Genomic DNA, 17,728 nt, shown 5'->3' on the forward strand with positions numbered 1-17,728 from the left:
TCTGCCGCCGCGCAGCAGCGCCCGCGCCCCGGCGAATCCGCGGACCAGAGCGGCGTTGCGCTCGTCTCGGGCGAACTCGCCCGCGAACTGCGGCCCGGCCGTGCTACCCTGCGCTGTCATGTGGGCTCTGGACAATCGCACCAGCTACGCTGCGGCCCGCAACTGGGCGCGCGACAAGGAGGGAGTGCATTGGTGGATCGTCGCCGTCAAGGCCAGCTTCGACGTCGACCTGCAGGGCCGCGCCGTCCTGTCCGACGTGCAGCCTCCGCCCGTGCTCGCCCCCGAGTACTTCGGCGACCCGGGTGCGTCGAGCCTGCGCCTCGACTCCGACCTCCTGGCGCCCAAGCCCGGCGTCGACGTCCTGGCGATCGCCCACGCCCACGCCCCCGGCGGCCGGCCGGCGACCACCGTCCCCGTCAGCCTGCGCGTCGGCGCGCTGTTCAAGCGGTTGCTGGTCCACGGCGAGCGCACCTACGATTCGCTCGGCGTCGGCCTGTCCGCCCCCGAACGATTCACCACACACCCCATTCGCTACGAATACGCGTTCGGTGGCTTCGACACCGCCGACCCCGATCCCGCGCGGCAGCGGATGGACGATCGCAACCCGATCGGCCGCGGCTTCGTGCGCCGATCGCTGACGCGCGCCGGCCAGCCCGCGCACCAGGTCGAGTATCCCGACGGCGACCCCGAAGCCCGCGGCCCGGCCGGCTTCGGCCCCGTCGACCCGTCCTGGTCGCCCCGGCGCGAGCTCGCCGGCACCTACGACGCCCGCTGGGAGCAGACCCGACGCCCGCTCCTGCCCGCCGACTACGACCCTGAGTTCGCCATGAGCGCCCCCGCCGACCAGCGCGCGCACGGGCCCGTCCTCGGCGAACGCGTCGAGCTGCTCAACATGACCCCCGAAGGCCTCCTCCGCGTCGACATCCCGCGCATCGCCCTCGGCTTCACCACCCGCTTCGGCGCGCGCCGGCAGGAGCAGCCCTCGCAATTGACCGCGCTGATCCTCGAGCCGGAGGAGCGACGCCTCTCGCTCGTGTGGCAGAGCTGCCTGCGCGTGACGGCCCTCGACGCCGACTACCTCGACGTCACGGAGATCCGCGAACAACGAGGTGCCGCGTGAACCCCATCGGCACTCTCCGCACGCGCTCCAACCTCGTGACAGGCCCGTCGCCCCTCATGAGCCATTCTCCCCACCGAGGTGCCGCGTGAACCCCCGCCTCGAGATCGTCGCCATCGGCGCCCGCACCCCCGTCGGACACGACGCAGTCAGCAGCGCCGCCGCGGTGCGGGCCGGCATCGCCCGCTGCAGCGAATATCCGTTCGCCACCCCCGACGGCGCCCCGCTGATCGCCGCCGCCGACCCGCGCATCGACCCCCTGCTCGAGGGCAACGCCCGCCTCGAACCGCTCCTCGCCAGCGCGCTCGCGGAGGCTGCCCGCTCGCTCGCCGCGGGCCTCTCGCACCAGGGCCACCACCACCTCCTGCTCGCCCTGCCCGAGGCCCGCCCCGGCTTCGGCAAGCGCGAGGCCGGCGAGCTCCTCGGCCTCGCCCTCGCCTGCATGCGGCGCGCGGGCCTCCAGGCAGAGGTCCGGGTCGCCGGCCACGGCCACGCCGGCGCCGTCCAGGCCGTCGAGCAGGCCGCCCGCCTCGTCGCCGACGAGCCCGACGCCCTGTGCTGGGTCGCCGGCGTCGACAGCTGGCTGCACGCCGACACCCTGCTGTGGCTGGAGGACCAGCGCCGCTGCGCCCAGCCCGGCGTGCGCAGCGGCTTCATCCCCGGCGAGGCGGCCGGATGCATCGTCCTCGCCCACCCCGACCTGCGCCGACGCCTGCGCCTCCCCGCCCTCGCCGTCGTGCGCGGCGTCCACACGGCCCGCGAGGCCCACCTCCGCACCAGCGACACCGGCACCTTCGGCGAGGGCATGAGCGACGCGGTCGCCGGCGCCGCCCGCGTCCTGCGCCTGCCCGACGAGCAGGTCGACGCCCACTACAACGACATCAACGGCGAGCGCTACCGCAGCGAGGAATGGGGCTTCGTCGCCATGCGCACCGCCGGAGTGTGGAAGTCATTGAAATACGAGGCCCCCGCCGATCGCTGGGGCGACGTCGGCGCCGCCTTCGTCCCGCTCGGCGCCATCCTCGGGGTGCAGTCGTTCCGTCGCGCCTACGCCCCCGGCCCGCGCGCGATGATCACCGCCGGCTCCGACGCCGGCCTCCGCGGCGCCCTGCTCCTGCAACGACCGACCTGAGGCGCCGCGAGGTCTTCACGATGTCCAGCATCTCCGTCAACCCGCCGAAGACCCCAGTCACCACCGGCAGCAACGGCATCGCCGCCGCCACCGTGCCCAACGTGTGCAAGATGCCCGGCCCGCCGGCCCCGTTCGTCCCCACGCCGCTGCCCAACATCGCCAAGTCGAGCAACTCGCCGAAAGGCTTCTCGAAGAACGTGACCTTCGACGGCTACAAGGTCGCCATCAAGGGCGCCACCTTCACCTCCATCGGCGACATCGCCAGCAAGGCCACCGGCGGCGGCATCGTCTCCGCCAACGTCGAGGGCCCCGCCCGCTTCGTCGGCCCCGGGTCGATGGACGTCAAGGTCGAGGGCAAGAACGTCCACCTGCTCAGCGACCCGATGCTCAACAACTGCGGCCCGAGCGGCAGCCCCCCGAACGCCGCGACGCTGCTCGGCCTCGTGCAATCCCCCGGCCTCGTGGCGCTCGTCGGCGACGAACAGTGCGCCCTGTGCCACAAGGCCCACGGCGACAAGGCGCGGCTCGAAGAGACCGCCGACACCAAGGCCGACGCGAGCACCTTTCAGGCCGCCGCCAGAACCGCACGGGCGAAAAAGAAGAAGGTGCCTGGCGTCATGCTCGGCGTCGTCCGCTGCCCGGACGGCCAGGTCTACGCGGCCAACTCCGGCCGTCAGAACGCGGCTCTTCAGGCCGAACTGCCGGGCGCATGGCACGTCCCACCGACCGAGCGATGGATGAATTTTCGTCAGCTCATCTCCTCGGAGAGGCTTCGCAAGTTCGATCGGGCGTGGCGCAGGATGGCGCACCGCAACGTCGAGTGGAACGCCCGACGGGTCAATGAAGGCTGGGAGGGCGGCGCTGGCGAACCCTACTACCCGCCCGGTTCGTGCGCCGCCCAGCAGGCCGTGGTGCTCGCATTGCTGCATGGCGCCCGGCCCGTCGGTCTCACCGAACGATGGTCTGCGGCCAATCCGAACGCCAAGGTCTTCGTCCACTTTCGCACCAGCCTGAAGGGCAATCCAAAACAGGGCTGGTTCGGCGGGGAGCAGGCCGTGCCTCCGTGCGGCACCTGCCAGGTCATGTTGACCATGCTGCTCTGCCCCGAGGAGCAGCCGCCACGCTGCGAACATCAATCGCCTGGAGCCGGAGCGTGTCGATGCACCCCCGCGAAGAGGAAATAGAGCGCCTGATCGCGCGCCTCGTGCCTGACGCTCCCCAGAGCTGGATCGGCGCCACCCCGGAGGACATCGCCACCATCGAGGCGAACGCCGGGCGCCCGCTGCCGCCGTTCTATCTGTGGTTTCTGACCCGGATGGGGCGGCACATGGGCGCCCTCGATTACGTCACCCTCGACTTCTCGGTGGAGCGGATCTTGTTGTGTTACCGCGAAGAGCTCGAGGAGCCCGACCCGCGGTACCTCCTGATCGGCTATCAGAGCGACCCCATCGTGCCGATGCACCTCTGGTACGACCTCGATCGGCCGAGCCGCGGCGACGCGCTCGTCGTGAGCCGGGCCATCGGCGACGACCTCGTCCAGCACGACTTCGAGACCTTGCGCGAGATGCTCGCGTACAAGCTCATGCTGAACTACAGGCTGCCGGTCCTGCGAGCGCGCTGCCGGGGAGAGATCAGCACCGACGGCTCCGACGTGCGCGCGCGCCTCGAGCGGGCGATCGACGGCTTGCGCTTCGAACAGCCCGTCCCCACCGGTCCCTGTTGCGGGCTCTTCGATCGCCCGGACGCGGCCCTGGTCTGTCGCTCGAGCCCCGACGGCGGCGACGACGACGTCCTGTTCTTCAGCCTCGGCGCCGACAGCCCGGGCGCGCTGCGGCGGCTCCTCGGCGTCATCACCAGGAAGACTGGTTTGCACGCCGAGATCGACAACACCTGAGCTCTCGCCTCACGCCGCGCGTCGCGCGAAGCGCAGCGGCAGCGACCTGAGCCCGCGCAGGCTCGAGTGATCGTTCCACGCCGGCCTCGCGTCCACGCGCGCGAACGCCGGCAGGCGGCGGATCAGCTCCGTGAACGCGATCCGGCCCTCCAGGCGGGACAGCGGCGCTCCCACGCAGAAGTGAATGCCCTGACCGAAGCCGAGGTGGCCGCGGGTGTCGCGGTGGATGTCGAAGCGATCGGGCTCGGGGAACTGCGCCGGATCGCGGTTGGCCGCGCCCAGCAGCAGCACCACCACCTCTCCCGCGGCGATCTGCGTCCCGGCCACCTCGACCTCGGCAGTCGTGCGGCGGAACAGCATCGTCGCCGGCCCGTCGTAGCGCAGCACCTCCTCGATGAAGTTCGGCACCAGCCCCGGGTCGGCGCGCAGCTCTGCCAGCGCGTCGGGGTGCTCGAGCAGCAGGTGCGTCCCCGTGGCGATCAGGTTGGTCGTCGTCTCGTTGCCCGCGACCAGCAGCAGCAACACCATCCCCAGCACCTCCTCGGCGGTGAGCGCCCCCTCCTCGCTCTCGGCGCGGACCAACTGGCTGATCAGGTCGTCGCGGGGCGACTCGCGCCGCGCCGCGATCATCGCCTGCATGTGCGCATAGAACTCGCGCCGGCTCGCCACCAGCCGCACCGACTCGTTCGCCGATCCTCGCCGCTCGCGCGCCAGGCGGCTCAGCGCGATCAGGTCGTCGCTCCAGCGCTTGAAGTCGGCCCCGCGCGCCGGGTCCACCCCGAGCATCTCCGCGATCACCGTCACCGGCAGCGGGATCGCCAGGTCCTCGACCACGTCGAACGTCTCGTGCTGCAAGATCGCCGCGATCAACCGGCTGGCGATCTGCTGCACCCGCCCCTCGAGCTGCGTCATCGCCCGCGGCGTGAACGCGGCGCTGACCAGCTTGCGCAGCCGCGTGTGCTCGGGCGGGTCCGAGTTGAACATGCTGGGCCCGCGCATGCGGTCGAGCTCTCGCCAGGTGCGCTCGTCGATGTGCGGCGGCCGCAGCCGATCGAGCCCGGTGTCCGACGAGAACAGGTCCGGGCGCCGCAAGATCTTGGCCACGTCGGCGTAGCGGGTCACTGCCCACCATTCGTAGCGCTCGAGGCGGTGCACCGCCGCCGCTCCTCGCAGGCGAGCGAGCAGCGGGTGCGGATCGATCGCCGTCTCCGGCGAGAACAGGGCCGTCGAGATGTCCATCGGGAGCTCCACCCGCCCAGGGTACGAGGGGCGATGCCCGCGGCAACGCGGCCGCGCGCGCGAGCCCCTCGTCGTCGCCCGTCGCGGGCGCGCCAGCGCGAGAATCACTGCCGGCGGGCGCAGCGTCGCCGCGTCGGCCGCCCCGCGACCGCCGCGAGCGCCGCACCCGCCCGCGGCGCGAACGACGGCCGCGAGCCCCGTCGAGACCGCCTTAAAAACTCGAGGACATGCCCGTCACGACATGTCCTCTCGACCATGCATCTCAAAACATGCCCTTGTGGGCATGTCCGATCATTCACCCGCGTACGGCCGGCACCGCCACCGGCGTGCGGAAGAACATGCTCGGCAGGTAGCTGCGGCGGGCGCCCTCGGCGAGGCGGAGGTTCGGCAGCGCCGCGCGCAGGGCCTGCATCCCCACGCGGACCTCGAGGCGGCCCAGGCTGGCGCCGAGGCAGCTGTGGATGCCCCAGCCGAACCCGAGGTGGCGGGCTGGGTTCGGGCGGGTGAGGTCGAAGCGCAGCGGGTCGGGGAACGCGCGGGGGTCGTAGTTGGCCGCGCCGAAGAATGTCATCACCGTCGCGCCGGCGGGGATCTCCACGCCGCCGACGGACGTCGCGCGGGTCGCGTGGCGCGGCTCCATCTGCACCGAGCAGTGCATGCGGAGGGTCTCCTCCGTGGCCGTCTGCAGCAGCGCAGCGTCCTCGCCGATGCGCCGCCACAGCTCGGGCTGCTCCAGCAGCGCGAACAGCAGCGAGCCCATCAGGCTGGCCGACGTCTCGTAGCCGGCGAACAGCAGCACCACCAAGTGCGAGATCATCTCCTCGGTGGTCAACGCGTCCTCGCCCTCGCGCGCGCGGAGCAGCGCCGAGATCAGGTCGTCGGTCGGCTTGGCGCGGCGCTGCGCGATGAGCTCGGTGTAGTACTTCGTGTAAGCGACGAAGCCGTCGGCCGCGATCAGCTTCGACTCCATGTCGAGCGTCGGGTCGTACAGCTTGAACCAGTCGTCCTGCCACTTCTTCAACTGCGGCATGTCCTCGTACGGCACGCCGACAAGCGCCGCGATCACCCGCATCGGCAGCTTGAACGTGAAGTCGCGCATCAGCTCGAGCTCGTCCGGCCCCCTGGCGAGCTCGGCCGCGAACTCCTCGGCGAACTTGCGGATCTGCGGCTCCATCGCCGCCACCCTCGCCGGCGTGAACGCCTTCGAGAACAACAGCCGCGCCCGCGTGTGCGACGGCGGGTCGTTGTTGAACAGCCCCGGTGGCAGCGGGAAGAGGCCCTTCTGCAGCCGCGCCAGCAGCTCCGGCGTGAACGGCACCACCGGCTCGAGCAGGCGCGCCGACGAGAACAGCCCCGGTTCGCGCAGCACGTGCATCACCTCGGCGTGGCTCGTCACCAGGTAGGCGAAGAACTGCTGGCTGTACGCGACCGGCGCGCGCGCGTGGGCCTCGGCGTAGAAGTTGCGAGCCGGGTCCTCCTGGTACGCGGGGGAGAACGGCTGGAACAGCTCGCCGACCGCGAGGCGCTCGGCCTCCGGGGCGGGCGACGGGGGCACGCGGGCGTCGTCGGTCATCGCCTCCAGCGGTACCAGACTCCGCGGGTGGCGAGCAATCGCCCCGCGCGCGCACGAGCGCCCATGCATGTGCAAGCGCGTCCGCGACCGCCGAGTCCGCGGAGACCGGGAGCTCCCCGGGCGGACAGCTGACCGTAAACTTTGAGACATGTCCTTTGTACCATGTCCCATCGAACAAGCGGTCGGCGCCGGTGCCGACCGTGGGGCCGAATGAGACAGTGGCACACACGAAAGCGCCGCAGACAGCGCGCTCGCGGCTCTGTTACCGTCGTTTCCGCTGCGGCGACGTATGCGCCGCGCGTGGAACTTCAGCAGCATCCAGGAGATTTTGGCAATGACGATCCATAGCACCCGACGAGCCTTCTTGCGCAACGGCGCCGCCGCCGTCCCCGTCCTCGCCTTCAGCCCGTCGGCGCAGGCGTGGCTGACGTGCTCCGACGCGGCCGCCGACGCGTTCGAGATCCCCGGCCTCGAGGGTGAGCTCTTGACCGACCCGGCCGACCGCGCCGCCGCGGCCGACGACTGGGGTCACATCGTCAGCAAGACGCCGCTCGCGGTGCTGGTGCCGGCCTCGATCGACGACATTCGCAAGGCCGTCCAGTTCTGTCGCAAGCACTGCATCAAGGTCGGGCCGATGAGCATGGTCGGCAACAGCCACAGCACCCAGGGTCAGTCGCAGGCCAAGTGCGGGCTCGTGATCGACATGTCGGCGCTGGCGGAGATCCACGCCATCAACGCCGGCGACGCGGTGGTCGACGCCGGCGTGCGGTGGTTCGAGCTGCTGCAGCAGACCCTGCCGCTCGGCAAGAGCCCGCCGGTGCTCACCGACCACATCGACCTCAGCATCGGCGGCACCCTCTCGGTCGGCGGCATCGGCGGCCAGACCCCGCAGCACGGCCTGCAGGCCGACAACGTGCTCGAGCTATGGGTCGTCACCAGCGACGGTGACCTCGAGGTGTGCTCGCCGACCACCAAGGCGACCCTGTTCAACAGCGTGCGCGGCGGCCTCGGCCAGTTCGGCATCATCGTCAAGGCGCGCGTCAAGCTGATCGCGGTCAAGCCGCTGGCGCGCCACTACACGGCCGTCTACGCCGACGTCGCCACCCTGCTCGCCGACCAGGTCGCGTTGATGAACGAGGGTCGGTTCGACTACGTGGAAGGCCTCGGCTTCCCGCAGCCCGACGACAGCTACGTGATCACGATCGAGTGCGTCAAGTACTTCGACCCCGCCTCGCCGCCCGACGACGCCGCGATGCTGGCCGGGCTCAATTTCATCCCGGGCACCGAAGCGGCCGACACCCAGACGCTCTACGAGTTCTTCGACCGCCTGGCGCCGATCGTCGCCTTCACCAAGATCACCGGCGAGTGGTACCTGCCCCACCCGCTGACCGACTTCTTCCTGCCGCTCTCCGAGGCCGCAGACTTCATCGAGTCGACCCTCGCCGAGACCCCCGCGATCGACATCGGCTACGGCCCGGTGCTCATCTATCCGTTCCCGCGGAGCAAGGTGACCGCGCCGTTCATCCCGCTGGCGAACGAGCCGGTGAACGTGCTGTTCTCGCTGCTTCGCTGGGCCTCCTCGGCAGACCCGGCGGTGGCCGCGGACCTGGTAGCGAAGAACCGCGCGGTGTACGAGGGCGTGCGAGAAGTCGGCGGCAAGCGCTACTCGATCGGCAGCGTCGAGCTCAACTTCGCCGACTGGGTCATCCACTACGGCGCCCGCTGGCCGCAGGTCCTGGCCCGCAAGTTGATCTTCGATCCCACCAACACCCTGACTCCCGGCCAGGGCATCTTCCTGTGGTGAGCGCGAACTCGGCGCCGCGCGCGGCGTCGCCCGCCGCGCGCTTCTCCGTGCCCCCAACGCGCGGCCGGTCCGCTATCCTGGCCGCGCGCATGAGCGAGTCGTTCATCCCCCGAGATGCCCGCGGCGTGATCGACACCCGGACCGAGCGGCTATGGCTTCACCCCGACGGCTACGTGATCGCCGAGGTGAAGCCGGGCCTCGTCGCCGACCTCGATGACGCGATCGTCAATGTCGAGGCCGTCGCCACCCTGGCCGCGGGTAAGCCGCGGCCGCTGCTGCTCGACATGCGGGCCCACGCCAGCTCCGCCACCCGCGAATGCCGCGAGTACTACGCCGGCTCCGAGGCCCAGCGCGTCAACCTCGCGGCGGCGATGCTGGTGCGCTCGAACGTCAGCCGCGTGATCGGCAACTTCTTCATCGGCCTCAACAAGACCCGCTTCCCGTTCCGCATGTTCGCCGACGTCGACGAGGCCATCGCCTGGCTGCGCAGCTTCATCACTCAGGACCCCAGCGCCCCGGGCGACCGGACGTAAAAGGCCAGCGCATGGAGCTGCGAGAGATCGTCACCCGCACCGAACGGATCTGGATCGAAGACGGGATCGTCCATTGCGTGGTGCTGCCGACGGCGACGCACACGCTGGACGACGCCCACGTGAACTCGCGCGCCGTCGACGACCTGGCCGAGGGCCGCAAGCTGCCGATGCTGCTCGACACCCGGGCCTCGCGCGGCCTCGACCGCGACGCCCGCCTCTACTACGTCCGGCCCGAGGCCGCCGACCGCGTGTCCGCGCTGGCGATGCTGATCGACTCGCAGGTCGGGCGGATGTTCGGCAACTTCTACACCAACGTCCACAGGCCGCCCTTCCCGCTGCGCCTGTTCCACTCCGAGAACGACGCGCTCGTCTGGCTCAAAGAGCAGGTGGTGTGACCGACTCCTCAGGCCATCGGCCCGGGCACGATCCTCCCGCGGATCTCTCGGACCCCCGCATCGTCGCGCTCCTGCGCGCCGCGGTCGCTCTGGCGCCGGACGCCGCCGCGTTCGCCAGCGACCCGCGGGCGGCCGCCGAGACGGCGCTGGCGGTGGTGGCCGCCGAGCTCGCCGCCCTGCGCGACTATCGCGAGCGGACCGAGCGGCAGATGGAGGAGCTGTTCAACACCATCACCGCGTTCGCGGCCCTCGACTACGACCGCCGCGCGCTGGTCCACGACGACAACGACGAGCTCATCAACGCGATGGCGATCGGCCTCAACATGATGGGCGAGGAGCTGTCGCACACCATGAAGGCGCTGGTGGGCGCGCGCGACGAGGCGCTGGCCGCCAGCCGGGCCAAGAGCGCCTTCCTGGCCAACATCAGCCACGAGCTGCGCACCCCGCTGAACGCCATCATCGGCTACTCCGAGATCATCCGCGAGGACCTGGTCGACGCCGGCCAGGACGCGCTGACCGTCGACGTCGACCGCCTGCAGATCGCCTCGCGCCACCTGCTCAACCTCATCCAGGACGTCCTCGACCTCGCGCGGATCGAGGCCGGCCGCGTCGACGTGCGGCTCGAGTCGATCGACCTGCGCACCCTGCTGCAGGAGCTGCAGACCACACTGGCGCCCTCGGTCAAGGAGGCCGGCAACGTGCTGCACGCGCGCGTCGAGCTGAGGCGCCCGCAGGTCCTCACCGACCCGCTGCGGCTGCAGCAGATCCTGCTCAACATCCTCGGCAACGCCAACAAGTTCACCGTCGGCGGCGACATCACCCTCTCGGCCTGCGACCACGTCGAGCACGGCCGGGACTTCGTCGACATCACCGTCGCCGACACCGGCATCGGCATCCCGGCCGACAAGCTCGAGACGATCTTCGACGCCTTCACCCAGGTCGACGACACCGCCACGCGCCGCTTCGGCGGCACCGGCCTCGGCCTGGCGATCAGCCGCCGCCTGTGCGACCTGCTCGGCGGCTCGATCGTCGTCACCAGCGAGCTGCGCCGCGGCTCGACCTTCCGCGTGCGCCTGCCCGTCGACGGTCCCGCGCGCTGACCGGCATGCTCGCCAGGACATGTCCTCACAGACATGTCCCTCCGTGCAGGCCGAACGAGCCTAGAACGAGCCGATCACCTTGAAGTAGACGATCGACGAGCCGGTGGCCCGCTGGCCGAAGTAGGTCTTGTCGCCGCCGAGCAGGGCGAAGCTGCCGAGCTCGAAGTTGACGTAGCCCCACGGCGGCGCGAACAGCAGCGCCGGCGCGATGACGCCGGAGGGGCCCTTGTTCTTGGGGTTGTTGTTCGGCAGGTCGACCATGCCGAACGCGCGGAACACCAGCTTGCGGCCGAAGAAGATCAGGTCGGTGCCGCCGAGGATGTAGTTGCCGATGTGGCCGGCGCCGAACTCGTTGATCATGCCGCGCAGGTACTGCGCCTGCACGTACACGTGCTTGCCGAAGGTGTAGTCGAACCCGGCGGTGGCCTTGAGGAACGGCTGCTTCTTGATCGCCGGGCCGGCGATGAAGGCCTCCGGGTTGGCCATGTCGTCGTTCGGCGTCACGTCGACGCCGCCGCCGGGCAGCGGCGGCAGGTCGATGTGGAACTGCTTGGCCTCGGGGATGATGAGGGCCGCCTCGCCCCACAGGCCCATGTTGCCGAGGAACGGCACCTGGGTGGCGAAGTCGAGGCCGATGACCTGCATCTTCGGGTAGATGAGGCGCACGTCCGAGCGGAAGTAGTAGCCGTCGGGCGGGTCGGTCGGGTCGTTGAGCGCGTGGACCTGCGTCGTCGTGGCCTGGACCGGCAGCGGGATGTCGTGGCGGCCGTAGTAGTACGACGCGCTGATGTCGACCTCGCCGAGACGCGAGCCCATCTTGAACGCGAACTGGCCGTTCGAGAACTTGTTCTCGGGCATCTCGACGTGCCCGAAGACCCGCGGCACCAGCTTGGGGTTCTTCGGCAGGTAGTCTTCCTGCAGGTACGTGATCTTCGCCAGCTCGCGGTCGTTGGCGAACGGCGTCTCGGCGTACGGGTCCTTCAGGCCGGCCGCCGCCGACGGGGGCAGCAGCGCCGGGAAGAACAGCGGGATGTACACGCCCTGGAAGTACAGCTTGTCGCGGTCGCGCAGCGGCGAGTAGTCGATGACCGCCATTTGGTTGGCGATCGGCTCGGTGAACAGCGGCCGATCCTCGAGGTCGTCCGCGTTGATGTTGTTGGTCGGGTTGAACTTGTCGGCGGTGCCCCACACGACGATCTGACGCCCGACCTTGATGTCGAGGCCCGGAGCGATGTCGGTGAGGGCGACGTAGGCCGCGCGGCTCTCGAGGTGGAACCGCTGGATGTAGACCTGCGAGGCCAGGTCGTCGAGCTCGCGCGATTGGTTGGTGCCCATCAGCACGGGATCGATCTCGCCGACCACCTGGACGTGCTTGTTGGGCGTGTACGCGAAGTAGAACTCGACGCGGTTCTCGTTACGGCTGATCTTGCGCAGCTCGGCGCGGTCGACGTCGTAGTGGAGGCTGCTGATGATGCGGAAGCGCGTGTGCAGCTTGCCGCCGGTCTTGTTCAGGATCTGCTCGCTCGGGCTCTGCAGCTTCTGCTTGCCCGCGGACGCGTCGGCCGGCTTGTCGCTGGGCGCCGCCGGCGTGGTGGTCGTGACCGTCGTCGGCCCGGCGGACGCGCCCGACGGCTGCGAGCTGCCGCCGCCGAACACGTCGTCCATCTCGAGGTCGCGCGCAGTGGTCGTGCCCGCCGGCTCGCTGCCCCGCTTCGGCGCCTCGGACGAGCCGGTGTCGGCGCCGGCGCCGAACACGTCGTCCATCGACAGGTCGGAACCGCCCGCGTTCGGCTTCGCGGCCGGCTTGGCCGGCTCGGCCGGCTTGGCTGACTCGGGCGGCTTGTCGCCGGCCGGCTTGGCCGCGCCGGTGCCGAACACGTCGTCGACCGAGACGTCGGTGTTCGGCTTCCCGGGCTTGGCCGCGCCGGGCTTGTTCGGGACCACTTCGGGCCCCTGGTAATCGCGATCAGCAGGCGCCTGGGCCAAGGCCCAGAGCGCCCACTGCAAACCGAGGATGCTTACGCCAGCGGTCGACACCACTCGAGGCTCACCCGCGCATCAGCGTGCGGCGGGAGAACAGATCGTCGGAGACGGGGGTCTTCACGTCGATCTCGGACAGGTTGATGACGGTCTCGTCGCCCGTCTTGAGGTTCTTCATGCGGATCTTGGTCGGGATCTGGGTGCCCTCGAACGGCGTCCAGGCCTCGCGCACCTGCGTGCGGGTGTGCTTGCCGCCGGCGTCGAAGTAGTGGATCCGGGTGACGCCGCCGACCTTCGAGTCGATGAAGATCTCGAGCTTGCTGAAGGACGTGTTCTGACCGGCCTTCGGCTTGAGGACCAGCTTGGTCTCGTCGCCGGTCTTGCCGATCAGCTCGGCGTCGAACGACGGCGAGAGCTTGGCGAGCACCATGTCCTCGGGCGTGAACTCGCTGCCGAGGAAGCCCTGGTTCTGCATGTGGGCCGCGACGCGGCGCACCTTCTGGAACTCGGGGCTGTACATGTAAATCGTGTCGCGGTCCTCCATGAGGATCTTCATGCCCGCGACGTCACCAGGGGCGGTGAAGTGGATGAACTGCTTCTCCAGCCCCTTCATCGACATCTTGAAGACCATCGTCTGGCGGAGGTTGCCGCTCTTGAAGATCTCCATCGACGCCGTATAGGTCTGGTCGGGGAACTTCGCGGCCCGCTCGTCGGCGACCTTGAGAATCGCAGCACCCTTGCTGAACGCGTCTTCGGCGGCGCTCACTGCCTGCGGGGCGACCGTGAGGGTCGCGGGCAACACGAGGGCCGAGGCGAGGAGGAAGGTGACTGACTTCATGGCTTCGAGCTCCGGAGTGTATCAGGGGGACAGGTGACGCGCGCCGCCACGCCGGGCGGTCGCACGCGGCGCGTTGGACGACCGATCACGGCGACTATTCTGTCCATGCCCCGCCATGACACCCAGTTGTGGGCGATAAGGACGGAGAGCGCCGCCCGCGAGCATGTCTCTCCGCATCGGTCCGGTGATCCGGATCACAGAAGTCACTCCGCGGCCTTTGCGACCGTGCTGCGCACCTACTTGCGCACCCCTGGGCGCGCCAGCCACGGCGCGAACCAGCAAGCGCCGAGGGCCGCGCCGACCAGCGCGATGGCCAGGCCGAGCCCGAGGTCCCGCAGCGGCGCCATCTCGGACGCGAGCAGCACGAGGAACGCCGCCGCGAGCTGCAAGGCCGAGATCAGCGTGACCACGCCGATGTCGTCGACGGCCCGCACGCCGGCGTCCGGGGTCGTGTACGTCCGCGCGCGGAAGTTGAGGTGGATCGCAAAGTCGACGCCGGCGCCGACGGCGATGCAGGAGATCATGCTGGTGCCGACGCTGATCGGCATGCCGAGCAGGCCGAAGATCCCCATCGTCACGCACAGGCACCACACCGCCGGCACCAGCGCGAGCATCTGTCGCGCCAGCAGCAGCGTCAGCGCCAGGCCCACCAGCGACACGCCGGTCGAGGTGAACAGGCTGCGCGTGACGCTCTCCGCGAACGCGGCGCCGATCACGGGCTGGCCCGTGAGACGTGTCTTGAAGGACAGGCCGCGACCCTCGCCGTCGGCCACGCGCCACTCGTCGTCGTCGAGCTCCGACAGCGCGCCCTTCACCGAGGCGCAGGTCGGACCGGCCGCGTCGGCTGGCGCCTGCAGCGGCAGGTCGAGCGCGCCGCAGCGGGCCTCGACCTGAAAGCGCGCCAGCGCGTCGTCCGCCCACGGCCCGAGGTGCTTGGCGACGAAGCCGATGCCCTCGGGATCCTTGGCGGCCAGGGTCGGCAGCTTGTCGCGCAGCAGCGCCTCGAGCTCGGCGCCGCGCGGCGTGACGATGCTGGCCGGATCGATCGCGTCGATCTCCTCGCGCGGCACGCCCTCGACCGGGCTGTCCTCGGAGTCGAGCGCGCGGTCGCGGACCTCCTTGAGCGCGGCGATCAGCGCCGACGACGGCGCGCTGGCCGGCGAGGCCTGCAGCAGCTTGTCGGCGTCGACGGGCCTTCCGAGGATCCGTGACAGCCGCTGCCCGACCTCCTGCACCTGGACCGCGCGCACCTTCGCGTCGCTGGTCGGCGCGATGACGAAGCCGCCGGTCGCGTGGCGATCGAGCAGCGTCCGCACCGCGTCGGCGACGACGACCTGCTGGTCGCCCGACATCGGCGCCAGCTTGATGTGGATCAAGGCCCCCGCGGTGTCCTCGGTGACCAGCTGCGCGACCGCGGGGTGACCCTGCAGCAGCGCGAACACCCGCGACGCGCGCCCCGGGGTCTCGGGCACGCCGCGGCGCCCGCCGAGCGCCTCGTTGAGCAGCGCGTGCGGCTCGACGATCGAGCGCACGTCGACCACGCCGTCGATCGCCCGCACCTGCTCGGCGAGGTCGCGGATCTCTCGCAGCGCCGTCGGCTCGGCCAGCGCCTTGCGATCGGTGTCGCCGCGCTGCGCGGCCTCGACGGCGACCTGCAGGTACGTGGAGCCGCCGAAGTGCTCGTTGAAGAACCGGTTCGAGCGCATCGGCTCGCTGTCCTCCGAGAACACCTCGGTCGGGTCGGCGTCGGCCCGCAGCGTCGACGCCACGCCGGCGCCGACCAGCGCCAGCAGCAGCAACAGCCAGAGGTTCGGGCGCAGCCGCAGCGGCATCGCGCGCTCGGTCCGCGGCGGCATCAACCTGTCCGGAAGGACCGACAGGATCGCCGGCAGCACGATCAGCGCCAGCGCCAGCAGCACCAGCACCCCGACGCCGGCGGTCACGCCGAACCGCTGCATCGGCAGCTGCGGCATCATCGTCAGGGCGAAGAACGACACCGCGGTGGTCAGGCCGCTGAGCAGGACCGGCAGCCACAGCTCGCGCAGGGTCGCGCTCGCGCGCTCGCGGCTGGTGCCGCTCTGGCGCTGGTAGCCCGCGAGCATGTGCACGCCAAAGGCGCCGCCGAGCGCGACCATCAGCACCGGCATCGAGCTGCTGACGATCGTCAACGCCTCGCCGAACACCCCGTGAGCGCCGAGCACCAGGCCGACGCCGAGGCCGGTGAGCACGAGGTTGATCCCCGCGGCGACGATGGTGCCGAGCAGCACCGCCGAGACCAGCACGAGCACGCCGATGACGATCGGCGACAGCTTGTCGAGGTCGGCGCGGCTGGCCGTGGCCGCCACGTCTTCGATGAAGGGCGCGCCGCCGAGGTGACTCTCGCCCTTCCAGGCGCTGCCCAGGGTGGCGCGGATCTCCCGGATCGTCGCCGAGCGGGCGTCGGCCGCCGCGGCGCGGTCCTCGTGGTGCATCAGGAACACCATCAGGGCCGCGGCCCGGCCGTCGCGCGAGACCATGGTGCCGACGGCGTCGGTCGAGCCGAGCACCTTCTCGCGGATCTTCGCCTCGTCGCGCAGCGCCTCGGGCACCAGCTCGGCGATCTCGAGCCCGTCGTCGGTGACGCGCGGGTCGGGCAGATCGGCGAACGACAGCACCATGCGCACGCCGTCCTTGCGCGCGATCTCGCGGCCCAGCTCGCGCACCTCGTCGACCCGGTCCACAGCCAGCAGGTCGCCGTCGGGCTTCGTCAGGCCGACGAGGCCGACCTCGAGCACGCCGAAGCGCTTGGCGACCTCGCGGAACGCGACCACGTCGGGGTGGTCGGGCGGCAGGAACGCGAGCACGTCGTTGTCCTCGCGGATGGCCCCGAGGCCAGGGAGGATCAGCGCCGCCACGCCGACGGCGAGCGCGAGGATGGCCCAGCGGGCGCGGACGAACGGGTGGTCGCGCATGCCGGCTCACTCCCAGACGGGGGTCAGCCAGCCGCGGCGCGCCTCGACGCGGCCGCGGACCACGTTGTTGAAGTGCTCGGTGAGGCGAGCGGTGACGGGGCCGATGCCGCCGTTGCCGATCGTGCGCTTGTCGACCGAGCGGACCGCCTGGATCTGCGCCCCGGTGCCGCACAGGAACAGCTCGTCGGAGACGTACAGCTCGGTGCGACCGATGACCCGCTCGACCACCTTGAGGCCGAGGTCCTCGGTCGCCAGGGCGATCAGCGAGCGGCGGGTGATGCCGTCGAGGTTGTCCTCGGTGCTCGGCGGGGTGTAGAGCACGTCGTCGCGGACGATGAACACGTGCTCGGCGCTGCCCTCCGAGACCTTGCCGTACTCGGTCAGGAAGATCGCCTCGTCGTAGCCGTTGTCGTGGGCCTCGCGGCGGGCCAGGGCGCTGTTGAGGTACAGGCCGGTCGCCTTGGTCCGGGCCGGGATCGCGTTGTCGGTCGCGCGCCGCCACGACGACACGCACACGTCGATCGCGTCCTTCTCCATGTAGCGCTGCAGCGGCAGGCAGTAGATCGCCAGCACGCTGTCCTCCTCGCGCATCACCGGCGCCAGCTTGGTCGAGCCGTTCAGCACCAGCGGGCGCACGTAGACGTCGTGGTGGACCTCGTTGCGCCGCAGCAGCTCGCCGACGAGGCCGCAGGTCTCGGCGTGGTCGCCCGGCAGGCGCATGTGCAGCACCCGCGCCGAGTGCATCAGCCGGGTGATGTGGTCACTGACGCGGAACAGGTTGATCTGCCGCCCGTCGGCGGCCAGGTAGCCGCGGATCCCCCCGAAACAGCCGAGACCGTAATTCAGCGCGCGCGTGCGCACGCTGACGACCGCATCGGCGTCGTCGACGAACTTGCCATCGAGGTAGGTGACCATGCGGCGCGGAGGATGCCAGAGGAAACTGGCGGCTCGCCACTGCGCAGCCGCCTGCTCGCTGGCCGCGCTCCGCGGGTGCAGGCGCGAGCCAGCTCACGGAGCCGCGACGGCCGCAGCGCACCGACATGTCTCTTGGGACATCCGAGATCCGGCGCTCGCTGCACATGCAAGCCGCGCGCGCCCGCGACTCCGGCGGGATTGCTGCCGGCCTGCCGCGGACAGCAGTCCGGCGCCGACGCGGCGACCGCGAGGGGCTC

At 70.6% G+C, this 17,728-nt stretch carries 14 protein-coding genes; 8 read left to right on the forward strand and 6 right to left on the reverse strand.

The features are described from left to right. Positions 1–118 precede the first annotated feature (118 nt). The 4 genes from OV090_RS34650 (at position 119) to OV090_RS34665 (ending at position 4,143) form a co-directional block, all read left to right on the forward strand. A complete protein-coding gene (locus tag OV090_RS34650; RefSeq protein ID WP_267708975.1) occupies positions 119–1,120 on the forward strand; it encodes a DUF2169 domain-containing protein in 1,002 nt (333 codons plus the stop codon). An 85-nt stretch (positions 1,121–1,205) separates the two neighbouring features. Further along, positions 1,206–2,249 carry a hypothetical protein gene (locus OV090_RS34655; protein ID WP_267708976.1) on the forward strand — a complete coding sequence of 348 codons (1,044 nt, stop codon included), beginning with the start codon at positions 1,206–1,208 and terminating at the stop codon, positions 2,247–2,249. Between the two features lie 20 nt (positions 2,250–2,269). After that, on the forward strand, positions 2,270–3,433 hold the full coding sequence (locus tag OV090_RS34660) for a DUF4150 domain-containing protein (protein WP_267708977.1): 1,164 nt from the start codon (positions 2,270–2,272) through the stop codon (positions 3,431–3,433). Between the two features lie 20 nt (positions 3,434–3,453). Continuing rightward, positions 3,454–4,143: an SMI1/KNR4 family protein gene (locus OV090_RS34665; RefSeq protein WP_267708978.1), complete on the forward strand. Its 690-nt coding sequence runs from the start codon at positions 3,454–3,456 to the stop codon at positions 4,141–4,143. A gap of 9 nt (positions 4,144–4,152) precedes the next feature. On the opposite strand, the gene OV090_RS51145 is transcribed toward OV090_RS34665, so the two are convergent. After that, on the reverse strand, positions 4,153–5,394 hold the full coding sequence (locus tag OV090_RS51145; protein WP_267708979.1) for a cytochrome P450: 1,242 nt from the start codon (positions 5,392–5,394) through the stop codon (positions 4,153–4,155). 283 nt (positions 5,395–5,677) lie between these two features. Next, the gene (locus OV090_RS34675) at positions 5,678–6,955 is read right to left on the reverse strand and encodes a cytochrome P450 (RefSeq protein WP_267708980.1); all 1,278 of its coding nucleotides are present in this window, start codon (positions 6,953–6,955) and stop codon (positions 5,678–5,680) included. Positions 6,956–7,289: 334 nt separating this feature from the next. On the opposite strand from OV090_RS34675, the gene OV090_RS34680 reads away from it, so the two are divergent. From OV090_RS34680 to OV090_RS34695, 4 genes are all read left to right on the forward strand, one after another. Next, the gene (locus OV090_RS34680) at positions 7,290–8,759 is read left to right on the forward strand and encodes an FAD-binding protein (protein WP_267708981.1); all 1,470 of its coding nucleotides are present in this window, start codon (positions 7,290–7,292) and stop codon (positions 8,757–8,759) included. Positions 8,760–8,848: 89 nt separating this feature from the next. Continuing rightward, the gene (locus tag OV090_RS34685) at positions 8,849–9,292 is read left to right on the forward strand and encodes a hypothetical protein (RefSeq protein WP_267708982.1); all 444 of its coding nucleotides are present in this window, start codon (positions 8,849–8,851) and stop codon (positions 9,290–9,292) included. 11 nt (positions 9,293–9,303) lie between these two features. Continuing rightward, complete coding sequence (locus OV090_RS34690; protein WP_267708983.1) at positions 9,304–9,687, forward strand: hypothetical protein; 384 nt, start codon at positions 9,304–9,306, stop codon at positions 9,685–9,687. Then, a complete protein-coding gene (locus OV090_RS34695) occupies positions 9,684–10,787 on the forward strand; it encodes an ATP-binding protein (RefSeq protein WP_267708984.1) in 1,104 nt (367 codons plus the stop codon). Before OV090_RS34690 ends, OV090_RS34695 begins: the two co-directional genes overlap by 4 nt. A 60-nt stretch (positions 10,788–10,847) precedes the next feature. Here OV090_RS34695 and OV090_RS34700 read toward each other — a convergent pair whose 3' ends face one another. The 4 genes from OV090_RS34700 to OV090_RS34715 form a co-directional block, all read right to left on the reverse strand. Then, on the reverse strand, positions 10,848–12,731 hold the full coding sequence (locus OV090_RS34700) for a hypothetical protein (RefSeq protein WP_267708985.1): 1,884 nt from the start codon (positions 12,729–12,731) through the stop codon (positions 10,848–10,850). Between the two features lie 103 nt (positions 12,732–12,834). Beyond that, positions 12,835–13,605 (reverse strand): outer membrane lipoprotein-sorting protein, encoded by a 771-nt coding sequence (locus OV090_RS34705; protein ID WP_267708986.1) that lies wholly within the window; start codon positions 13,603–13,605, stop codon positions 12,835–12,837. Between the two features lie 236 nt (positions 13,606–13,841). Then, positions 13,842–16,556 carry an MMPL family transporter gene (locus OV090_RS34710; RefSeq protein ID WP_267708987.1) on the reverse strand — a complete coding sequence of 905 codons (2,715 nt, stop codon included), beginning with the start codon at positions 16,554–16,556 and terminating at the stop codon, positions 13,842–13,844. A 6-nt stretch (positions 16,557–16,562) separates the two neighbouring features. Further along, positions 16,563–17,471 (reverse strand): branched-chain amino acid transaminase, encoded by a 909-nt coding sequence (locus tag OV090_RS34715; protein ID WP_267708988.1) that lies wholly within the window; start codon positions 17,469–17,471, stop codon positions 16,563–16,565. Between the last annotated feature and the right edge of the window lie 257 nt (positions 17,472–17,728).

The organism is Nannocystis sp. RBIL2 (genome assembly GCF_026626745.1).
Classification (GTDB): Bacteria; Myxococcota_A; Polyangia; order Nannocystales; family Nannocystaceae; genus Nannocystis.

Coding starts and splice junctions, on each gene's coding strand:
- OV090_RS34675 (WP_267708980.1), bottom strand. CDS start 6,955: ATGACCGACGACGCCCGCGTGCCCCCGTCGCCCGCCCCGGAGGCCGAG.
- OV090_RS34710 (WP_267708987.1), bottom strand. CDS start 16,556: ATGCGCGACCACCCGTTCGTCCGCGCCCGCTGGGCCATCCTCGCGCTC.
- OV090_RS34680 (WP_267708981.1), top strand. CDS start 7,290: ATGACGATCCATAGCACCCGACGAGCCTTCTTGCGCAACGGCGCCGCC.
- OV090_RS34690 (WP_267708983.1), top strand. CDS start 9,304: ATGGAGCTGCGAGAGATCGTCACCCGCACCGAACGGATCTGGATCGAA.
- OV090_RS34685 (WP_267708982.1), top strand. CDS start 8,849: ATGAGCGAGTCGTTCATCCCCCGAGATGCCCGCGGCGTGATCGACACC.
- OV090_RS34705 (WP_267708986.1), bottom strand. CDS start 13,605: ATGAAGTCAGTCACCTTCCTCCTCGCCTCGGCCCTCGTGTTGCCCGCG.
- OV090_RS34660 (WP_267708977.1), top strand. CDS start 2,270: ATGTCCAGCATCTCCGTCAACCCGCCGAAGACCCCAGTCACCACCGGC.
- OV090_RS34715 (WP_267708988.1), bottom strand. CDS start 17,471: ATGGTCACCTACCTCGATGGCAAGTTCGTCGACGACGCCGATGCGGTC.
- OV090_RS34650 (WP_267708975.1), top strand. CDS start 119: ATGTGGGCTCTGGACAATCGCACCAGCTACGCTGCGGCCCGCAACTGG.